Origin of the sequence: Streptomyces sp. NBC_01214 (assembly GCF_026340975.1) — a bacterium.
Classification (GTDB): Bacteria; Actinomycetota; Actinomycetes; order Streptomycetales; family Streptomycetaceae; genus Streptomyces.
This window is the reverse complement of record NZ_JAPEOS010000001.1, coordinates 1,271,251-1,288,446: the sequence shown is the minus strand read 5'-3', so window position 1 is coordinate 1,288,446 and position 17,196 is coordinate 1,271,251. Positions and strand designations below refer to the sequence as shown.

General features: G+C 72.7%; 15 protein-coding genes and 1 other RNA gene. 5 read left to right on the top strand and 11 right to left on the bottom strand.

What is annotated here, in order from left to right; all coding sequences use genetic code 11:
• The first annotated feature begins 92 nt into the window (after window positions 1-92).
• Window positions 93-1,376, top strand: coding sequence for an MFS transporter (locus OG594_RS06115; protein ID WP_266602661.1), 1,284 nt, complete (start codon window positions 93-95; stop codon window positions 1,374-1,376).
• Here the strand turns inward: OG594_RS06115 and OG594_RS06110 are convergent.
• The 8 genes from OG594_RS06110 to ftsE form a co-directional block, all read right to left on the bottom strand.
• Window positions 1,360-1,623, bottom strand: coding sequence for a hypothetical protein (locus OG594_RS06110; RefSeq protein WP_266595934.1), 264 nt, complete (start codon window positions 1,621-1,623; stop codon window positions 1,360-1,362). The two genes, OG594_RS06115 and OG594_RS06110, sit on opposite strands and share 17 nt — an antisense overlap.
• Window positions 1,620-1,967, bottom strand: coding sequence for a hypothetical protein (locus tag OG594_RS06105; RefSeq protein ID WP_323185172.1), 348 nt, complete (start codon window positions 1,965-1,967; stop codon window positions 1,620-1,622). The genes OG594_RS06110 and OG594_RS06105 overlap by 4 nt, the downstream gene beginning before the upstream one ends.
• Entirely contained in the window at window positions 1,964-2,095 is a 132-nt protein-coding gene (locus OG594_RS06100; protein ID WP_266595932.1) for a hypothetical protein, read from the bottom strand. The genes OG594_RS06105 and OG594_RS06100 overlap by 4 nt, the downstream gene beginning before the upstream one ends.
• Before the next feature lie 5 nt (window positions 2,096-2,100).
• Window positions 2,101-2,489: a transfer-messenger RNA gene (gene ssrA / locus OG594_RS06095) on the bottom strand.
• Between the two features lie 84 nt (window positions 2,490-2,573).
• Entirely contained in the window at window positions 2,574-3,059 is a 486-nt protein-coding gene (smpB, locus tag OG594_RS06090) for an SsrA-binding protein SmpB (protein WP_266595930.1), read from the bottom strand.
• Window positions 3,060-3,077: 18 nt separating this feature from the next.
• Window positions 3,078-4,259: a S41 family peptidase gene (locus OG594_RS06085; protein ID WP_266595928.1), complete on the bottom strand. Its 1,182-nt coding sequence runs from the start codon at window positions 4,257-4,259 to the stop codon at window positions 3,078-3,080.
• 67 nt (window positions 4,260-4,326) lie between these two features.
• Window positions 4,327-5,298, bottom strand: coding sequence for a permease-like cell division protein FtsX (gene ftsX, locus OG594_RS06080; RefSeq protein ID WP_266595926.1), 972 nt, complete (start codon window positions 5,296-5,298; stop codon window positions 4,327-4,329).
• Between the two features lie 17 nt (window positions 5,299-5,315).
• Window positions 5,316-6,005: a cell division ATP-binding protein FtsE gene (ftsE, locus tag OG594_RS06075; protein WP_030011324.1), complete on the bottom strand. Its 690-nt coding sequence runs from the start codon at window positions 6,003-6,005 to the stop codon at window positions 5,316-5,318.
• A 235-nt stretch (window positions 6,006-6,240) separates the two neighbouring features.
• Between ftsE and OG594_RS06070 the strand changes: the two genes are divergently transcribed.
• Complete coding sequence (locus tag OG594_RS06070) at window positions 6,241-6,432, top strand: hypothetical protein (protein WP_030011325.1); 192 nt, start codon at window positions 6,241-6,243, stop codon at window positions 6,430-6,432.
• A gap of 126 nt (window positions 6,433-6,558) precedes the next feature.
• Here the strand turns inward: OG594_RS06070 and prfB are convergent, their stop codons facing one another.
• Window positions 6,559-7,668 carry a peptide chain release factor 2 gene (gene prfB / locus OG594_RS06065; RefSeq protein WP_266595922.1) on the bottom strand — a complete coding sequence of 370 codons (1,110 nt, stop codon included), beginning with the start codon at window positions 7,666-7,668 and terminating at the stop codon, window positions 6,559-6,561.
• Between the two features lie 316 nt (window positions 7,669-7,984).
• Between prfB and OG594_RS06060 the strand changes: the two genes are divergently transcribed.
• Entirely contained in the window at window positions 7,985-8,986 is a 1,002-nt protein-coding gene (locus tag OG594_RS06060) for an isopenicillin N synthase family oxygenase (protein WP_266595920.1), read from the top strand.
• A 118-nt stretch (window positions 8,987-9,104) separates the two neighbouring features.
• Here the strand turns inward: OG594_RS06060 and OG594_RS06055 are convergent, their stop codons facing one another.
• Both OG594_RS06055 and OG594_RS06050 read right to left on the bottom strand, forming a co-directional pair.
• The gene (locus tag OG594_RS06055; protein WP_266595918.1) at window positions 9,105-10,352 is read right to left on the bottom strand and encodes a serine/threonine-protein kinase; all 1,248 of its coding nucleotides are present in this window, start codon (window positions 10,350-10,352) and stop codon (window positions 9,105-9,107) included.
• 160 nt (window positions 10,353-10,512) lie between these two features.
• Window positions 10,513-12,300 carry a serine/threonine-protein kinase gene (locus OG594_RS06050; RefSeq protein ID WP_266595916.1) on the bottom strand — a complete coding sequence of 596 codons (1,788 nt, stop codon included), beginning with the start codon at window positions 12,298-12,300 and terminating at the stop codon, window positions 10,513-10,515.
• Window positions 12,301-12,735: 435 nt separating this feature from the next.
• Between OG594_RS06050 and OG594_RS06045 the strand changes: the two genes are divergently transcribed.
• Window positions 12,736-15,666 carry an FHA domain-containing protein gene (locus OG594_RS06045; protein WP_266595910.1) on the top strand — a complete coding sequence of 977 codons (2,931 nt, stop codon included), beginning with the start codon at window positions 12,736-12,738 and terminating at the stop codon, window positions 15,664-15,666.
• A gap of 95 nt (window positions 15,667-15,761) precedes the next feature.
• Window positions 15,762-17,120: an ABC transporter substrate-binding protein gene (locus tag OG594_RS06040; protein ID WP_266595908.1), complete on the top strand. Its 1,359-nt coding sequence runs from the start codon at window positions 15,762-15,764 to the stop codon at window positions 17,118-17,120.
• The last annotated feature ends 76 nt before the right edge of the window (window positions 17,121-17,196 follow it).

Genomic DNA, 17,196 nt, shown 5'->3' with positions numbered 1-17,196 from the left:
CCGGAGACTAACAACAGATCGGCGTGAATGGTCGCCGAACAGGTGTTGGACGGTCCGCCCGGTCCGGGCCGAGGGTAGGGGGCATGCCCCTCATGGCCGTCACCGGCAGCACGCTCGTCCTCGCCGCCTCGCCCGCCTCGCCCGCCTCGCCCGTCCCGCCCGTCCCGCCCGTCCCGCCGGTCCCCGCCCGCACCGCGCCGCGCCCGCCGCGCTCCCCCGGCCCGCTGGCCCCCTACCGGCGCCTGTTCGCGCTGCCCGGCACCCGCGGCTTCACCGCCGGGAACCTCCTCGCCCGCCTCCCCATGGGCATGTTCGGGATCAGCGCGGTCATGATGATCGCCGGCCAGCGCGGCTCGTACGCCCTCGCCGGCGCGGTCACGGCGACCGGCCTGGCCGCCACCGCGCTGGTCGGGCCGTGGACCGCCCGGCTGATCGACCGGCACGGGCAGGCCCGGATCGCCGTCCCGGCCACCCTGATCGCGGTCCTCGGCTCGCTGTCCCTGGTCGTGTGCGTCCGTACCGGGGCACCGGCCTGGACCCTCTTCGTCTCGTACGCCGCGACCGCCACCACCCCCAACATCGGCGGCATGTCCCGCGCGCGCTGGACGCACCTGCTGCGCGGCGAACCGAAGGCGCACCACACCGCGATGTCCTTCGAACAGGCCGCCGACGAACTCTGCTTCATGCTCGGCCCGGTGCTGGCGGCCTTCCTCTGCTCGGTCGTCCTTCCCGAGGCCGGCACCCTCACCGCGGCGGCCCTCCTGCTGACCGGCATGCTGGTCTTCACCTCCTGCCGCGCCACCCAGCCCCCGGTGACGGCGGGTCCGCGCCACGGCTCGCCGCTGCGCGCCCTCGGCCCGCTGATGCCCCTCTTCCTCGCCACGGGCGTGGTCTTCGGCTCGATGGAGATCGCCTCGATCGCCCACCTCGACGCCCTGGGCCTGGGCGCCGCCTCCGGCCCGGTGCTGGCCCTCCAGGCGGCGGGCTCCTGCGCGGCCGGCCTGCTCTACGGCACGATGCGCCCGCGCGGCCTGCGCACCTGCCTGGTCGCCATGGCCGCCGCGATGGCCCTGCCCTGGCTCGCGGCGAGCACGGGCACGCTCTTCCCGCTGGCCTGCGCGCTGCTGCTGGCGGGCATGGCCACGGCCCCGACGATGGTGACGGCGATGTCCCGCGTCCACGCGCGCACCCCGCAGGGCCGCCTCAACGAGGGCATGACCCTCGCGGTCACCGCCATCTTCGCGGGTATCTCCCTGGGCGCGGCCACGGCCGGCACCCTGGTCGACCACCTGGGCCCGGCGACCGCCTACGCCCTCCCGGCCGCGGCGGCCGTTCTCGCCCTCGCCTCCGTCCGGGCCGTCACTCGTACCAGGTGATGCTGCAGACGTAGACGCACTCGTGCCGGGGGACGGCCAGGAAGTTGATGAACCCGCGCCCACCGAGGATGTCGAATTCCCGGAGACCGCCGGTCCTTCCGGTGGGGCGACCGACGGCCTCGGCATCCCGGCCGAGCGCTGACAGTTCGGTGGCGATCCGCTCGACCTCCGCGACCACCCCGGGCGGCAGGCCGCCAGTGATGTGCGCGGAATCGTCAGTGTTGTAGTCCCATGTCCAGTGGCTCACAGGCCGGTCTCGGCCTCTGCCTTGTCGAGGATCTGCTGGATCTCGGCCAAGGCCGGCCCGGGATCCTCGACCCCTTCCTGAACCAGCCGTTCCAGGGCGTGGAGACGCGCGGCCCTCCGGGGGTGGCGTTCGATCTCGACGAATACGGCCCAGGAGTGGATGAAAGCTCGCAGCGGGGCGAGCGACTGCGCCTGCTGGGCGCTCGTCGTCGCCTCGAAGAGGTGCTGCGTCAACCCGGGGACACGGCTGGGCGCGATCTTCGCAACGGCCTCACGAAGGGCGGCAGGCGTGAGTTCCGGCATGGGGATCAGCGGCCCGCCCTCGTCGGGGATCGGCGTACTCACATGTCCTCCTCGCTGGAACTCCGCTCCGGAGTGGGCTTCTCACCGTACCGCCACCAGCAGCGCAGCGCGGACGCTTCCCCCATGACGAAGGCCCCGCAGCCGAGAGGCTGCGGGGCCTTTGCCCACATGGGATGAGTGGAGATGGCGGGAATCGAACCCGCGTCCAACGGTGCAGAAGCAGGGCTTCTCCGAGCGCAGTCCGCTGCGCTTTTCTCAGCCCCGGAGATCACACGGACAAGTCTCCGACGGGCTCAGTCACTGTTTGATTTCCCTCCAACCCCCGTGACCGGGGTTAGAGGTTTAGATCCCTAATTGACGCCAGGATCCGGACCGGGACCACTTCCGGGCTGACGCTCCTCACAGAGGCTTCAGCTCACTGTTATTAGGCAGCGAGGGTGAAGCGGGAGTTATCGCTCTTGGAGTTGGCGATTATTTTTTGCGACATGTGGTTAGCGAGATCATTGCCGCTTCCTCGGCTCGCTTCCCCTGCATCGACATCCGCTGTCGAAACCGATCATCCCCATGTTGTTTTTTCAAGCTGCGCCGACCCCTGGGGGACGGTGCTGACGCCATGGTACGCGAAGTGGACCACCGCGTGCCAGATGATTAAACCGTGCCGCGCTGCTTGCGACGGATGGCCGAGATCGTCCGGTTCGTCTCGCGGGTGTCCTGCTTCTCCCGCATGGTCTGCCGCTTGTCGTACTCCTTCTTGCCCTTCGCCAGCGCGATCTCGACCTTGGCCCGGCCGTCCTTGAAGTACAGGGACAGGGGCACGATCGTGTGACCCGACTCGTCCGCCTTGCGCTCCAGCTTGTCGATCTCCTCGCGGTGCATGAGGAGCTTGCGCTTGCGCCGGGCGCTGTGGTTGGTCCAGGTGCCCTGGCTGTACTCCGGCACGTGCACGTTGTAGAGCCAGGCCTCCCCGCTCTCCACCGACACGAAGCCGTCCACCAGCGAGGCCCGGCCCTGGCGCATGGACTTGACCTCGGTACCCGTGAGCACGAGACCGCACTCATAGGTGTCGAGGATCGCGTAGTCGTGACGCGCCTTCTTGTTCTGGGCGATCAGCTTGCGCCCTTTTTCCTTAGCCATAGTGCGGTCATTTTCGCACTACGGACCCACCCCGAGGCCACCCAATACCGTGACGGCCCGCTCCTCGACCGCCTCGCCCGCCGGCACGTCCGGGGTGATGCCGCCGCCGTCCAGGCTGCGGCCCGCCGGCGTGCGGTACGTGCCCACCGTCAGCTCGGCCACCGAGCCGTCCGGGAGCTCGGTCGGCATCTGCACCGATCCCTTGCCGAAGGTCCGGCTGCCCACGGCCACCGCCCGGCCCCGGTCCTGCAGGGCGCCCGTCACCAGTTCGGCCGCGCTCATCGTGCCGCCGTCGACCAGGGCCACCAGCGGTCGGGTGGTGTCCCCGCCCTCGGCCGCGTACAGGACCCGCTGGTCGCCCCGTACGTCGTACGTGGCCACGAGCCCGCCGTCGAGGAAGGCCGAGGCGGCGGTGACCGCCTCGGTGACCAGCCCGCCCGGGTTGCCGCGCAGGTCGAGCACGATCCCCCGGCCGGGCGGGGCCGCGCGGACGGCGGCCTTGACGCGATCGCCGGAACCGCGGGTGAAGGAGGCGACCTTGATGACCGTGACCCCGTCCGGGCGCTGCCGTACGGTCACCGGCTCGGTGCGCATCTGCTCGCGGCGCACCGTCTCGGTGAGGTCGGCGCCGTCCCGGCTCAGGTTCAGCACGACGGGGGTGCCCGCATCGCCGCGCAGCAGGGCGACCACGTCGGGCACGGCGAGGCCCGTCACGGCGTGCCCGTCGACGCTCATCAGCCGGTCCCCGGCGCGTAGCCCGGCCCGGGCGGCGGGGCTGCCGGGCTGGACCCTGTCGACCTTGATCATGCCGTCTGCGGCCCGACCGGCCCACACCCCGACGCCGGTCCAGCGGCCGTCGAGGCCCTCGGCGAAGGCGGCGTACTCACCCTGGTCGTAGACGGCGCCCCAGCGGTCGCCGCTGCGGCTGACGACCTCCTGGGCCGCCTTCTTCCCGGACTTGCCCTCGGCGACGGCCTCGGCGACGGCCCGGGCGATGGCCTCCCGGTCGGCGGTGCCCGCCTCCCGCGCGGGTTCGGCCGCGGGGGCGCCGGTCAGGGCCGCAGCGGCCCCGGCGCCTTCCTCGTGCTCCCAGCATCCGGTTAAGGCACCGGTGGCGACGGCGGCGAGGAAGGCCAACGTCAAAACGGCCCCGCGACGCAGGTCGCGGGGCCGGAGACAGAGAGCGGGCAGTCCCGGCATGGCGCCGAGTCTAGGACAAGCCCCGCTCCGGTACGGATGGTTGGCCGTACCGCTCACGGGGCGCTTGTCACACCTTCAGGTACTTGCGCAGGGCGATGAAGGCGGCCATGGAGGGCATCAGGAGGCCGATGAAGAGTACGTACGGGAGCTTGGCCAGCACCGATCCCCACCCCATGAAGTCGATGAGCTGGATCTTGTCCCGCAGCCCGACGCCGTGGTCGATCACGAAGTACTGGCCGGAGACGAGCATGCCGCAGGCGAAGAGCGCACCGATGAGGCCGGCGACGGCCGCCTCCATGATGAAGGGGACCTGGATGTAGAAGCTGGAGGCACCCACCAGCCGCATGATCCCCGTCTCACGCCGTCGGCTGAAGGCCGAAACGCGCACGGTGTTGACGATCAGCAGCAGCGCCACGACCAACATGATCAGCATGATGGCGAGCGCCGCGATGTTCAGGTAGTTGAGGATCCGGAAGAGGTCGTCGATGGCCTGGCGCTGGTCGTCGACGGTGTGGATGCCGTCGCGGCCGACGAAGGCGGAGGTGACGACCTTGTACTTCTCCGGGTCCTTCAACTTGACCCGGAAGGACTCCTGCATCTGGTCCGGGGTGATGGAGGAGGCGAGCGCCGTGTTCCCGAACCGCTCCTGGTAGTGCTTGTACGCCTCGTCCGCCGACTCGTAGGCGACGGACTTCACCAGGGACATCTTCTTGAGTTCGGACTCGATCTGCTTCTTCTGCTCCTCGGTCACCGCACCCTTGGCGCAGGTGGTGACGCCCGTGGAGGCCGCCGGCGAACCGTCGGCCTTCTTGGCGGCGGCCTCGCTCGCCTCCACGGCGTCCTGCTTGTTGCAGAGGTAGATCGAGACGTTGGCCTTGTCGTACCAGTAGCCCTTCATCTTGCTCACCTGCTCGCTCATGAGCATGGAGCCGCCGAACAGGGCCAGGGAGAGGCCCACCGAGATGATGACCGCGAAGGTCATGGTGAGATTGCGACGGAGACCGACGCCGATCTCCGACATGACGAACTGGGCGCGCATTGCGTCTCAGGGACCTTTCAGTGCTGGTAGCCGTAGACGCCGCGCGACTGGTCGCGCACGAGTCGGCCCTGTTCGAGTTCGATGACGCGCTTGCGCATCTGGTCGACGATCTGCTGGTCGTGGGTGGCCATGATCACGGTGGTGCCGGTCCGGTTGATCCGGTCCAGTAGCTTCATGATCCCGACCGAGGTCTGCGGGTCGAGGTTGCCGGTGGGCTCGTCCGCGATCAGCAGGGCGGGACGGTTGACGAAGGCGCGGGCGATGGCCACGCGCTGCTGCTCACCGCCGGAGAGCTCGCCGGGCATCCGCTCCTCCTTCCCGCCCAGCCCCACGAGTTCGAGGACCTGCGGGACGGCCTTGCGGATCTCGCCCCGCGGCTTGCCGATGACCTCCTGGGCGAAGGCCACGTTCTCGGCCACCGTCTTGTTGGGGAGCAGGCGGAAGTCCTGGAAGACGGTCCCCAGCTGGCGCCGCATCTGCGGGACCTTCCAGTTGGAGAGCTTGGCGAGGTCCTTGCCCAGGACGTGCACCTGGCCGTGGCTCGCCCGCTCCTCGCGCAGGATGAGCCGCAGGAAGGTGGACTTGCCGGAGCCGGAGGAGCCGACCAGGAAGACGAACTCGCCCTTCGCGATGTCGAGGGAGACTTCTCTGAGTGCGGGACGACTCTGCTTCGGGTAGGACTTGGAGACACTGTCGAATCGGATCACGGGTGCACCACGGTCGCCGGGAGTAGGTGTGCGTGACCATACGCGAACGGGCGCGCGGTGTGGACCCGGCCTCCGGACTTGCCCGATTTATCCCGGCGGGCGGACGCTCGGGAACGTGATTGCCCGGACGGGCCGCGCCGAATGTCGGCGAAGCTGGCACAGTGGTAGGGGGAACGCTCCGGTTCCCCACGCCGTTATAGGCGACAGAAGACCGAGGGGACGAGAGGAGGAGCGCATGACATATGACCGGCTCGTGTGCGCGAACTGCGCCGCACCCGTCAGCCAGGGCCGCTGCCCGGTGTGCCGGGCGAACCGGGAGCGCCTCCAGCAGGAGGGCCCCTTCTCCGGCCTGAACCCCGTGACGCTCATCGTGCTCATGGTGGTCCTCGTGACGGCTCTGGTCCTGGTGGCCCAGCACACCGCCTAGGACCGCCCGGCCGTGGTGCCCGCGGTAGGCCCGCGCCACGTTCCGATCACACACGCGAGAAGGGCCCGGACACCATGTGTCCGGGCCCTTCCGCACGTACGCGTTGTACGCCGCGGCTACCGAGGGTTACGCGGTCTGCTCCTGCTGCTTGCGCCAGCGGATCCCGGCCTCCAGGAAGCCGTCGATCTCGCCGTCGAGCACCGCCTGCGGGTTGCCGACCTCGAACTCCGTCCGCAGGTCCTTGACCATCTGGTACGGGTGCAGGACGTAGGAGCGCATCTGGTTGCCCCAGGAGCTGCCGCCGTCCTTGAGGGCGTCCATCTTGTCCTTCTCCTCCTGGCGGCGCCGCTCCAGCAGCTTGGCCTGGAGGACGTTCATGGCGCTCGCCTTGTTCTGGATCTGCGAGCGCTCGTTCTGGCAGGAGACCACGATGCCGGTCGGGATGTGCGTGATGCGGACCGCCGAGTCGGTGGTGTTGACGCCCTGGCCGCCGGGGCCGGAGGCGCGGTACACGTCGACGCGCAGCTCGGCCTCGTCGATCTCGACGTGGTCGCTGGTCTCCACGACCGGGAGCACCTCGACGCCCGCGAAGGAGGTCTGGCGGCGGCCCTGGTTGTCGAAGGGCGAGATGCGCACGAGGCGGTGGGTGCCCTGCTCGACGGAGAGCGTGCCGTAGGCGTACGGGGCCTTGACGACGAAGGTGGTCGACTTGATGCCGGCCTCTTCCGCGTACGAGGTCTCGTAGATCTCGGTCGAGTAGCCGTGCCGCTCCGCCCAGCGCAGGTACATGCGCTGGAGGCGCTCGGCGAAGTCGGAGGCGTCGACGCCACCGGCCTCGGCGCGGATGTTGACCAGGGCCTCGCGCTCGGCGTACTCGCCGGAGAGCAGGGTCCGGACCTCCATCTCGTCCAGCGCCTTGCGGACGGAGACCAGCTCGGTCTCGGCCTCGGCCAGGGTGTCCGCGTCGTCCATCTCCTGGGCGAGGTCGAAGAGCACCCCGAGGTCGTCGATGCGCCCCCGCAGCGTTTCGGTCTTGCGGACCTCCGCCTGGAGGTGCGAAAGCTTGCTCGTGATCTTCTGGGCGGCCTCCGGGTCGTCCCACAGGGACGGCGCAGCGGCCTGCTCCTCGAGCACGGCGATATCTGCCCTCAGCTTGTCGAGGTCCAGGACGGCCTCGATCGACCCCATGGTCGAGGAGAGGGACTTCAGCTCTTCGGAAACATCGACGACTGCCACGGGTCCAGCGTAGCCGGTCCTCGGACAACGCAGTCCGGGCAGGCCGAATCACCCGTTCTGGTGATGGATCGTACGGGCGTACCCTCTCTCTATGACCGTTCTCCTCGTCAAGCGCCGCCATGTCGACCACATGCGTGTCACGACGACGAGCTGTCCGCCGCCGGACCGAACCCAAGCCTGATCCACCACGATCCGACTTGGTCCTGTACGCGGCCCCCGTGGTCCCGGCACCATCCCCGTCGGAGACCCGCCCCCCGCCCGCGACCCCCACCACCTTTGGGGAACAGGACCCCGTGACATCCGAAACGGAGCCGTCATGCCGTCCGCGCACTCTCTCCCCGTCCTGGACCTTTCCCAGGCCGACGACCCGGCCCAGCGGGCCGATTTCCTGAAGAAGCTGCACGCAGCCGCCAGGGACACCGGTTTCCTGCACCTGACCGGGCACGGCGTCACCGCCGCCGAGAGCGCCCGCATCCTCGAGCTGACCCGGGCCTTCTTCGCCCTCCCGGAGGCCGACCGGCTCGCCGTCAGCAATCTGAACTCCCCCCACTTCCGCGGCTACACCCGGATCGGCCACGAGCTGACCGGCGGGGCCTCCGACTGGCGGGACCAGCTCGACGTCGGCGCGGAGCGCCCGGCGCCGGTCGTGGGGCCGGACGACCCGGCGTTCCTGTGGCTGGAAGGCCCGAACCAGTGGCCCGCCGCCCTCCCGGAGCTCCGTACGGTGGTCCTGGACTGGCAGACCCGGCTCGCGGCGGTCGCCCACCGCCTGCTCCAGGAGCTCCTCGTGGCCATCGGCGCCCCGGCGGACTTCTTCGACGAGGCCTTCGCGGACCGCCCGCACCTGCACACCAAGCTGATCCGCTACCCGGGATCGGCCCCGTCCGGCGCCGACCAGGGCGTGGGCGCGCACAAGGACTACGGCTTCCTGACGCTCCTGCTCCAGGACGCGGTCGGCGGCCTCCAGGTGGTCCGGGACGGCGGCTACGTGGACGTACCGCCGATGCCGGGCGCCTTCGTGGTGAACCTGGGCGAGCTGCTGGAGATCGCGACCGAGGGCTACCTGACGGCGACGGACCACCGGGTGGTCAGCCCGCCCGGCGCGGTGGAGCGGTACTCGGTGCCGTTCTTCTACAACCCGCGGCTGGACGCGGTGATCGAGACCGTCCCGGGCGAGTACCTGCGTTCCGCGCCCGGTGTCGCGCACGACGAGTCGAACCCGTTGCACGCCCAGTACGGCCGCAACGAGCTGAAGGGCTGGGTCCGCGCCCACCCGGCCGTGGCGCGGCGCTGGCACCCGGAACTGGCCGCGGTGTAGCCGGCTCTGCCCGGACCGGTCCTCAATCGCCGGCGGGGCTGGAAAATCCAGCCCCGCCGGCGATTGAGGTGCGGGGGTTCGGGGGCAGCGCCCGCGACCGCGGCGCCGCATCCGGCGGCTACCGCTTCGCGGGGACCGACTGCTTGCTGTCCTGCGGGGGCGGGGCCTCGTCGCCCGAGACCGCCAGCCACGTGCCCAGACCGATCGCCGCGGCCAGGCCCAGGGCCGATGCCGAGAGGACCAGGCGGCGCTTGCGGGCCGCCTCGGCCCGGTGGCGGGCGGAGCCGGGGCGGTGGCCGCCGGCCGGGCGCGGGACGCGGGCGGTGCCCAGCGCCCCGCCCGCCAGCTCGTCCGGCCCCGGCACCCGCATCGAGGTGTGGGTGTCCCGGTTGGAGTCGGTCGCGGAGCCCGGCACCAGCGGGACCACGCCCCGCCGCCGGACCGGGTCGGCCGCCGGTTCCTCCGAGGGCTCGGGGTCCGGATCCGCATCGTCCGGCTCGTCCACGTCCAGCGGCGGAATCCCGGCCAGCATCGGGAGCAGGTCCCGCAGCCGCACCGACAGCTCCGAGGCCCGCAGCCGCGAGGCCGGGGCCTTGGCCAGGCACTGGACCATGAGCTGCCACAGCTCGTCGGGGATCCCCGGCAGCGGGACCACCGTCTCCGTCACGTGCCGCCGCAGGACCGCGCCCGGGTGGCCCCCGCCGAAGGGGGTGAACCCGGCCAGCAGCTCGTACAGGACCGTGGCCAGGGCGTAGATGTCCACCGCGGCTCGCGGGGGCAGGCCCTCGACGATCTCCGGCGCCAGGTAGTCCGGGGTGCCGATGATCCGGGTCGTCGGGGCCGAGGCCCGGCCCGTGGAGGCCCGCCGCGGGGAGTCGATCAGCTTGGCCACGCCGAAGTCGGTCAGCAGCGCCGGGTGCGAACCCCCGGGGCCGAGCCGGCCCTGCATGTCCAGCAGGACGTTCTCCGGCTTGACGTCCCGGTGGACGACCCCCGCCGCGTGCGCCGCGGCCAGCGCGTCGGCGACGTCCGCGACGATCGCCACGGCCGCCTCGGGGGCGAGCCGCCGTTCGCGGTCCAGGCGCGTGCGCAGGTCCGTACCGCGGACGAGGTCCATCACGAGGGCGAGGTCGTTGCCGTCCACGACGAGGTCGCGGACGGACACGACGTGCGGATGCTCCAGGCCGAGCAGCGCGCTGCGCTCCTGGACGAACCGTCCGACGAGTTCCTGGTCGGACGCGAGGTCCTCGCGCAGCAGTTTGACGGCGACGGGCCCGTCAGGCCCCTCGCCCAGCCACACCGTGCCCGCGCTGCCGCGCCCCAGGATCTGGTGCGCGGTGTACCGGCTGCCGATCTTCCGTGCCACGACTGCTCCCTCAGCGGCTGGCGTACGCACCAAAGCTACGCGGCCGGGTGGGCATTAGAGGCCAGCAGGGGTCCGGATTCGCGGCGACCTTCACTTCTGCGAGCGAAATCATGTTCCAGAAGTCGACAAATCCACGAAGTCGGAGCTACGAGGGCTCGTTTCAGGGCTTGGTGGAGCCCGTCGAGCCCGAGGAGCCCGCGGAGTCCCCGATCGTGCTGACCCAGTCCACGGCGTCGCCACCCCAGGTCCAGACCTGGTCCCACCAGCCCCGGCCGGTACCGATCCACTCCTGAAGCGGGGTCAGTTCCCAGATGAGCCAGCCGGCGACGAAGAACACCAGGATCAGCACCAGGCAGCCCTTGAGGCAGCCGAGGCCGGGGATCCGCACCGGGTTGGCGCTGCGGCGGCGCGGCTCGCGCGGCTCCCGGGGTGCCGGCCGCTGCTGCGGCGGGGGCTGCGGGGGCTGCTGCTGCTGCGGGGGCTGGCGGTACTGGGGCTGCTGCGGCTGAGGCTGCTGCTGGTACGGCTGGGGCTGGTGCTGCTGCGGCTGGTAGTGCTGCGGCGGCGGGGGCGCGTACTGCTGCTGGGGCGGCTGCTGCGGCGGGCGGTACTGCGGCTGCTGGGGCTGCTGGTACTGCTGCTGCGGGGGCGGCGGGCCCTGCCGGTACTGGGGCGGCTGCTGTGCCTGCTGCGGCTGCTGGGGCCGGTGCTGCGGCGGCGGGGGCGCCTGCCGCTGCGGGCGGCGGCGCAGCGGGTCCTCGTTCGGGTCGAGGTACTGGATCTGGGTCTGCTCGTTGCGGTCGCGGGCGGCCTGCATCTGCGACTGCCACGGGTGCGGCGAGTCGGGCCGCTGCACCGGGGGCATCACCGAGGTCGGGTCGGCCCCGGGGCCGGCCGCTCCCCCCGGCCCGCCGGGTCGGGGGGACCCCGTGGGCAGCACCGAGGTGGCGTCGGCCGCGCCGACCGGCGGCATGACGCTCGTCATGGCGTTCGGGTCGTACGCGCCCGCGTCGGGGGTCTCGGGGACCGGGGCCGGCGAGGGGTCGGGCGCGAGCAGCGCGCCCACGCCGAGCGCGGCCTCCACCTCGGCGGCCGAGGAGTGCACGCCGATGCCGGAGGCCACCACGCGCAGTGCGCGGGCCAGGCTCTCGGCGCTGGGGCGCTCGTTCGGCTCCTTGCGCAGGCAGCGCTCGATGACCGTCCACAGCGGCTCGGGCACGGTCTGGGGCCGCTGCGGGTCCTCGCTGAGGTGGCGGTGGAGCACTTCGAGCGCGGTGCCACCGGCGAACGGCGGGCGGCCGGTGAGCAGCTCGTACAGCAGGATGCCGGCGCCGTAGATGTCGACGGCGGAGGTCTGCGGGCGGCCCTCGGCGGACTCGGGCGCGACGTAGGCCGGGGTGCCGACGAACTCGTGGGTGCGGGTCAGGCCCGGGGAATCGGCGAGGCGGGCGATGCCGAAGTCGGTGAGCATCGGCTTCATCTGCCCGCCGCGCTCGTCGAGCAGCACGTTGGCCGGCTTCAGGTCGCGGTGGACCACTCCGTCGGCGTGGCTGGCGGCGAGGGCGTCGGCGATCTGGGCGGTCAGCAGGCTCGCGGCGACGGGCGTGAACGGGCCGTTCTCGCGGAGGTACTTGTGCAGGTCCGGACCGTCGATCAGGTCCATGACCAGAGCCAGCAGGTCGCCCTCGACGACGAGGTCGCGGGTGCGCACGATGTTGGGGTGGGTCAGGCGCAGCAGGACCGAGCGCTCCCGCAGGAAGCGCATGACGATGTCGGGATCCTGGGCCAGCTCCTCCTTGAGGACCTTGATGGCCACGGTCTCGCCCGGCTGTCCCGCGACGGCCGCCTCCGCGCCGGCGGCCTCCCTCTGGCGGGCACGCCAGACAGTGCCCGTGGCGCCGCGCCCGAGCGGCTCCTCGAGCAGGTACTTGCTGCCGACTGGCCGCACGTCTCGCGCTCCCCTGCTGTCGTCGGATGTGGTCGATCCGCTGATTTGTTTTCGGCCCACTCTAGGGGGTGTCCCCCTGGAAGACGCCGGTCCCCGGAGGTTGGTTGCCGCACATATGTACGGAGGGTGATGTTTGCGGGGTATGCCGGAGGCGATTTTCCCCGTCTTCTGCCGCCTTGCTGTCCGGATCCGATCGGGGTCCGGCCCGGGTCCCGAAACATCAAGATCATTTATTGCCGGGTGCCGGGCGTGTTGTCCGTGACAGGTGCGAGGATGCACATGTACGGACGGCACGGGACGGGAGCCCCGCCGTCCGGGCAGACCTGACCGGACGACGCGTCCGTGCCGGGTGGGGGGCGACCGGGCGGTCATGTCACGGGATTCCCCTGCCGGGCGCACACACCGCGCACCGCGCAGAAGGGACCGCTGACGGCGATGCAGATCCGGCTGACCGTCCTTGGGTCGCGCAGCGGCCACCAGACCGCGACCGCCCCCGCGAGCTGTGACGTACTCGTCACCGCCCCCGTCGGCACCGCGCTGGCCGCGGTCGCCTCCGGGCTCGCGGCGACCGTCGGCGGGCCCGACACCGGGGGCACGGTCGTGCTCTACGCCGGCTCCGAGCGCCTCGACCTCCAGCGGCGGGTGCTCGGCGAGCCGCCGCTCGTGGACGGCGCGGTACTGGCGCTGCACGGGCCCGTACCGGACGTCCTGCCGGAGGACGGCCTCGGCGCGGCCCAGCTGCACGTCGTCGCCGGACCCGACGCGGGCGGGGTGCACCTGCTGCACAGCGGGCAGATCCGGGTGGGCCGCTCCGCCGACGCCGACGTCCCACTCGACGACCCCGACGTCTCCCGGATGCACTGCGCGGTCACGGTCGTCCCCGACGGGCGGGTCGCGGTGGCCGACCTGAACTCGACGAACGGCACCACGCTGGACGGCGCCCCGGTGGGGGCGCAGCCCGTCGCCCTGCCCCCGGGAGCGCTGCTGCGGGTCGGCGAGTCCACCTTGCGGCTGGCCCCCGCGGGCGCTCCCGCGCTGTCGGTGACCCCGGACCTCCAGGGCCACCTGTCGGTCGCCGCCCGGCCCGTCGCCGCCCTCCCGCTGCCCGGCCCGCTCCCCGGAGCGGATCCGGCCGCGCCCGGGCCCGATCCCGACGCGGCCGAGGTCCCCGACGCCCCGGGCGTCCCGAGCACCCCCGGTGTTCCCCGCGAAACCGGGTCGCAGAGCGCAGCACCACCACCGAGCCCGAGCTCCGGCGCCGGCCCCGGGCGGCGCAAGGGCCTCGGCGCCTGGGCCCGCAAGTGGGTGCGCGGCGAGGAGCCCGCCGAGGCCCCGCAGGAACCGGTGGCCGCCGCACCCCACCCCGACGATCCGGCCGCGGTGCTGCTGGCCGCGATGGGCCCCACCGAGCGCCTGTGGTCCCGTACGCCCGGGCATCCCGCCGTCCTGGACGTGGGGCTCGGCGCCGGGAGCCGGGTGTCCCTGCCCGCCGTCGGCGCCCTCGGGCTGGCCGGCCCGCGGGCCCGGCTGGCCGGGGCCGCCCGCTGGGTCGTCGCGCAGCTGGCGGCGCTCCACGCGCCGGGGCAGCTGGAGATCGTGCTCGTCTCCGCCGACCGGGCGCGCGGCCTGGCCGACCGGCGGCGCGACTGGGGCTGGCTCGGCTGGCTGCCCCACGTACGGCCCGTGCACGGCCAGGACTGCCGGCTCCTGCTCGCGTACGACCGCGACCAGGCCGTCGCCCGCACGGGTGAGCTGACCCGGCGCCTCGACGAGGGTCCGCTCGGCGTGCACTGGTCCGCCGCCGACGCCGGACAGGTGCGGCGGGCCGCCGCCGTCTACGAGGGCCCGCACACGCTCGTCGTCCTCGACGGCGATCCCGGAGCCGGCCCGCTGCGCGACGTCACCGGCCGGCTCGCCTCGCACGGCCCGGCCGCCGGGATCCACGTGCTCGTGCTCGCCGAGGCCCCGGCCGCCACCCCCGCCTCGCCGGTCGAAGAGACGTACGAGGCCGCCTGCGCGAGCTCTCCCGCCTTCCGGGACTGCGGCGCGGTCGCCCTGCTCAGCGGCGATGTGGCCACGGCCGTGCGCACCTTCACGATCAGCGGTGGCAGGCCGGTCCCGTCGGGGGGCACCGCCACCGCCGACTCCGTCTCCGCCGCCTGGGCCGAGCGCTTCGCCCGGGCCCTGGCCCCGCTGCGCACCGCCGAGGGGGGCGGCTCCGCCGAGCCCTACCGGTCGGCCGCGGCCGCCCTGCCCGCCACCGCGCGGCTGCTGGACGAGCTGGGGCTGGCCCGGGCCACCCCGGCCTCCCTGATGGCGCGGTGGGCCGCCGCCACCGACCAGGGGCAGGGCATGGGCGGCCTCGCCGAGATCGTGCTGGGCAGCGGCCGCCGCGGGCCCGTCGGCACCGAACTCGTCCACGACGGCCCGCACCTGCTCATCGAGGGGCCGGCCGGCAGCGGGCGGACCGAGCTGCTGCGCTCGGTGGCCGCGTCGCTGTCCGCGGCCGCCCGGCCCGACCGGCTCGGGCTGCTCCTCCTCGACGGGGCCGGCGGCGAGCGCGGCGACGGGCTGCTGCCCTGCACCGAGCTCCCGCACGTCTGCGCCCACCTGGTCGCCTCCGATCCGCTGCGCATGCGGGAGTTCGCGCAGGCGCTGGGCGCGGAGCTCAAGCGCCGCTCCGAACTGCTGGAGGACCTGTCCTTCGCCGAGTGGCACGCGCAGCGCGAGGTGTCCGACCGCATGGTCGCGCCGCGCCGACCCGCCCCGGGCGAGCAGCGCGGCGATCTCGACCCCCAGCGCACCGGCACGCTGCGGCTGCGGGCCTCGACCCTCCGTACCGATCCGCCCGGGCCCAGCCCGCTGCCCCGCCTGGTGGTGCTCGTGGACGACCTCGACGCGCTGGTCGCGCCGGGGCTGGGCAGTACGGGCCGCCCCGCCGCGGGCTCAGTGGTCCGGGCCCTGGAGGCGGTGGCCCGCGAGGGCGCCCGGCTCGGCGTGCACCTGGTGGCCGCCAGCGCCCTCCCGGACCGTACGGCGGAAGCCGGGCCGGCCCGGCTGGCCACCCTGCGCGTGGAGCTCGACGCCCCCGACCAGCCGGGCCCGGGGCGCGGCCTGCTCCGTTTCGGCGACGGCCGGACGGTCCCGTTCCAGGCGGGCCGGGTCACCGGCCGGATCCCCCGGACGGCGACCCAGCGGCCGACCGTGGTCCCGGTGGAGTGGGAGCGGATGGGCGATCCGCCGGCCCGCCGCCCGGTGCGCGAGCTGGGCAACGGGCCCACCGACCTCGCACTGCTGGCCAGCGCCCTGGACCGGGCCTCGCACCTGGTCTCGGCGATACCCGTGCTGTTCCCGCCCGCGCCCTGACACGCGGCCGCGCCCCGCGAGGCGGTATTGCGGGGGCGCACGGCTCGGCGTAGACCTTGTGGTCCAGGACACATCACGGGCATCGGGGGCGAACCATGCGCAGGCACGGAACGAGCCGCACGACACTCACCTGGACGGCGTTCGCCGCGGCGGCCGCCCTCGCGCTCTCCGCGTGCGGGGGCGGCGGGACGGAGGAACCGCAGGGTCCCGAAGGCAGCACGGCCGTACCCCGGGTGCAGTTACCGAAGCTGCCCGGCGAGAAGCTGGAGGTCGCCGCGGTCTGGACGGGCCCGGAGCAGGAGAACTTCACCAAGGTCCTGAAGGAGTTCGAGAAGCGGACGGGTGCCTCCGTCACCTTCGTCCCGGCCCAGGACCCGATCGTCACCTTCCTCGGCGCGAAGATCGCGGGTGGTGCGCCGCCGGACGTGGCGCTGCTCCCGCAGGTCGGGGTGTTGAAGGCGGCGGTGGAGAACAAGTGGGCGCAGCCGTTGGGCCCGGAGGCCGCCGCCCAGCTGGACGCGAACTACTCGAAGGGCTGGCGGACGCTCGGCGCCGTCGGCGGCACCCAGTACGGCGTGTACTACAAGGCCGCCAACAAGTCGCTGATCTGGTACAACGCGAAGGCCTTCGAGGCGGCGGGGGTCAAGCCCCCGAAGACCTGGAAGGAACTGATCGCCGCGGCCGACACGCTGTCCGCGTCCGGTACCCCGGCCGTCTCGGTGGCGGGTGCGGACGGCTGGACCCTCACCGACTGGTTCGAGAACATCTACCTCTCCCAGGCCGGGCCGGAGAAGTACGACCAGCTGGCCAAGCACCAGATCAAGTGGACGGACGACAGCGTCAAGCAGGCGCTGACCACGCTCGGCGAGCTGTTCGGCCGCAAGGACTTCCTGGCGGGCGGGCCGAGCGGGGCGCTGTCCACCGAGTTCCCGAAGTCGGTGACGCAGACCTTCACCGGTGGCGACCGACCGGCGGCGGCGATGGTCTTCGAGGGCGACTTCGTGGCGGTGAACATCGCGCAGACGGAGGCCAAGGTGGGCGAGGACGCCCTCGTCTTCCCCTTCCCGGTGGTCGGCGAGAAGGCTCCGGTGGTCTCGGGAGGCGACGTGGCGGTCGCCCTGAAGCCGTCGAAGGGGGCGCAGGCGCTGCTGACCTTCCTGGCGTCGCCGGACGCGGCGGAGATCCACGCCCGGCAGGGCGGCTTCGTCTCCCCGAACAAGGCGGTGGACCCGGGCGCCTATCCGAACGCCATCCAGCGGGACATCGCCAAGGCGCTGATCGCCTCGGGCGACGACTTCCGCTTCGACATGTCGGACCAGGCCCCGGCGGCCTTCGGCGGGACCCCGGGCGCCGGTGAGTGGAAGGCGCTCCAGGACTTCCTGGCGAACCCGTCGGACGTGGCGGGCACCCAGGCGAAACTGGAGGCGGACGCGGCCAAGGCCTACGGGAACTGATCCCGTGCCGGCCCCTGCCGCCAAGGGCGTCGCGTCCAACGGCGTCGCGTCCAAGGGCGTCGTCTCCGCGGAGGCA

What these genes read in the sequence shown, in the direction of transcription:
- OG594_RS06115 (WP_266602661.1), top strand. Translation starts at nt 93, where the DNA reads ATGGCCGTCACCGGCAGCACGCTCGTCCTCGCCGCCTCGCCCGCCTCG.
- OG594_RS06100 (WP_266595932.1), bottom strand. Translation starts at nt 2,095, where the DNA reads ATGTGGGCAAAGGCCCCGCAGCCTCTCGGCTGCGGGGCCTTCGTCATG.
- smpB (WP_266595930.1), bottom strand. Translation starts at nt 3,059, where the DNA reads ATGGCTAAGGAAAAAGGGCGCAAGCTGATCGCCCAGAACAAGAAGGCG.
- OG594_RS06085 (WP_266595928.1), bottom strand. Translation starts at nt 4,259, where the DNA reads ATGCCGGGACTGCCCGCTCTCTGTCTCCGGCCCCGCGACCTGCGTCGC.
- ftsX (WP_266595926.1), bottom strand. Translation starts at nt 5,298, where the DNA reads ATGCGCGCCCAGTTCGTCATGTCGGAGATCGGCGTCGGTCTCCGTCGC.
- OG594_RS06070 (WP_030011325.1), top strand. Translation starts at nt 6,241, where the DNA reads ATGACATATGACCGGCTCGTGTGCGCGAACTGCGCCGCACCCGTCAGC.
- OG594_RS06060 (WP_266595920.1), top strand. Translation starts at nt 7,985, where the DNA reads ATGCCGTCCGCGCACTCTCTCCCCGTCCTGGACCTTTCCCAGGCCGAC.
- OG594_RS06045 (WP_266595910.1), top strand. Translation starts at nt 12,736, where the DNA reads ATGCAGATCCGGCTGACCGTCCTTGGGTCGCGCAGCGGCCACCAGACC.
- OG594_RS06040 (WP_266595908.1), top strand. Translation starts at nt 15,762, where the DNA reads ATGCGCAGGCACGGAACGAGCCGCACGACACTCACCTGGACGGCGTTC.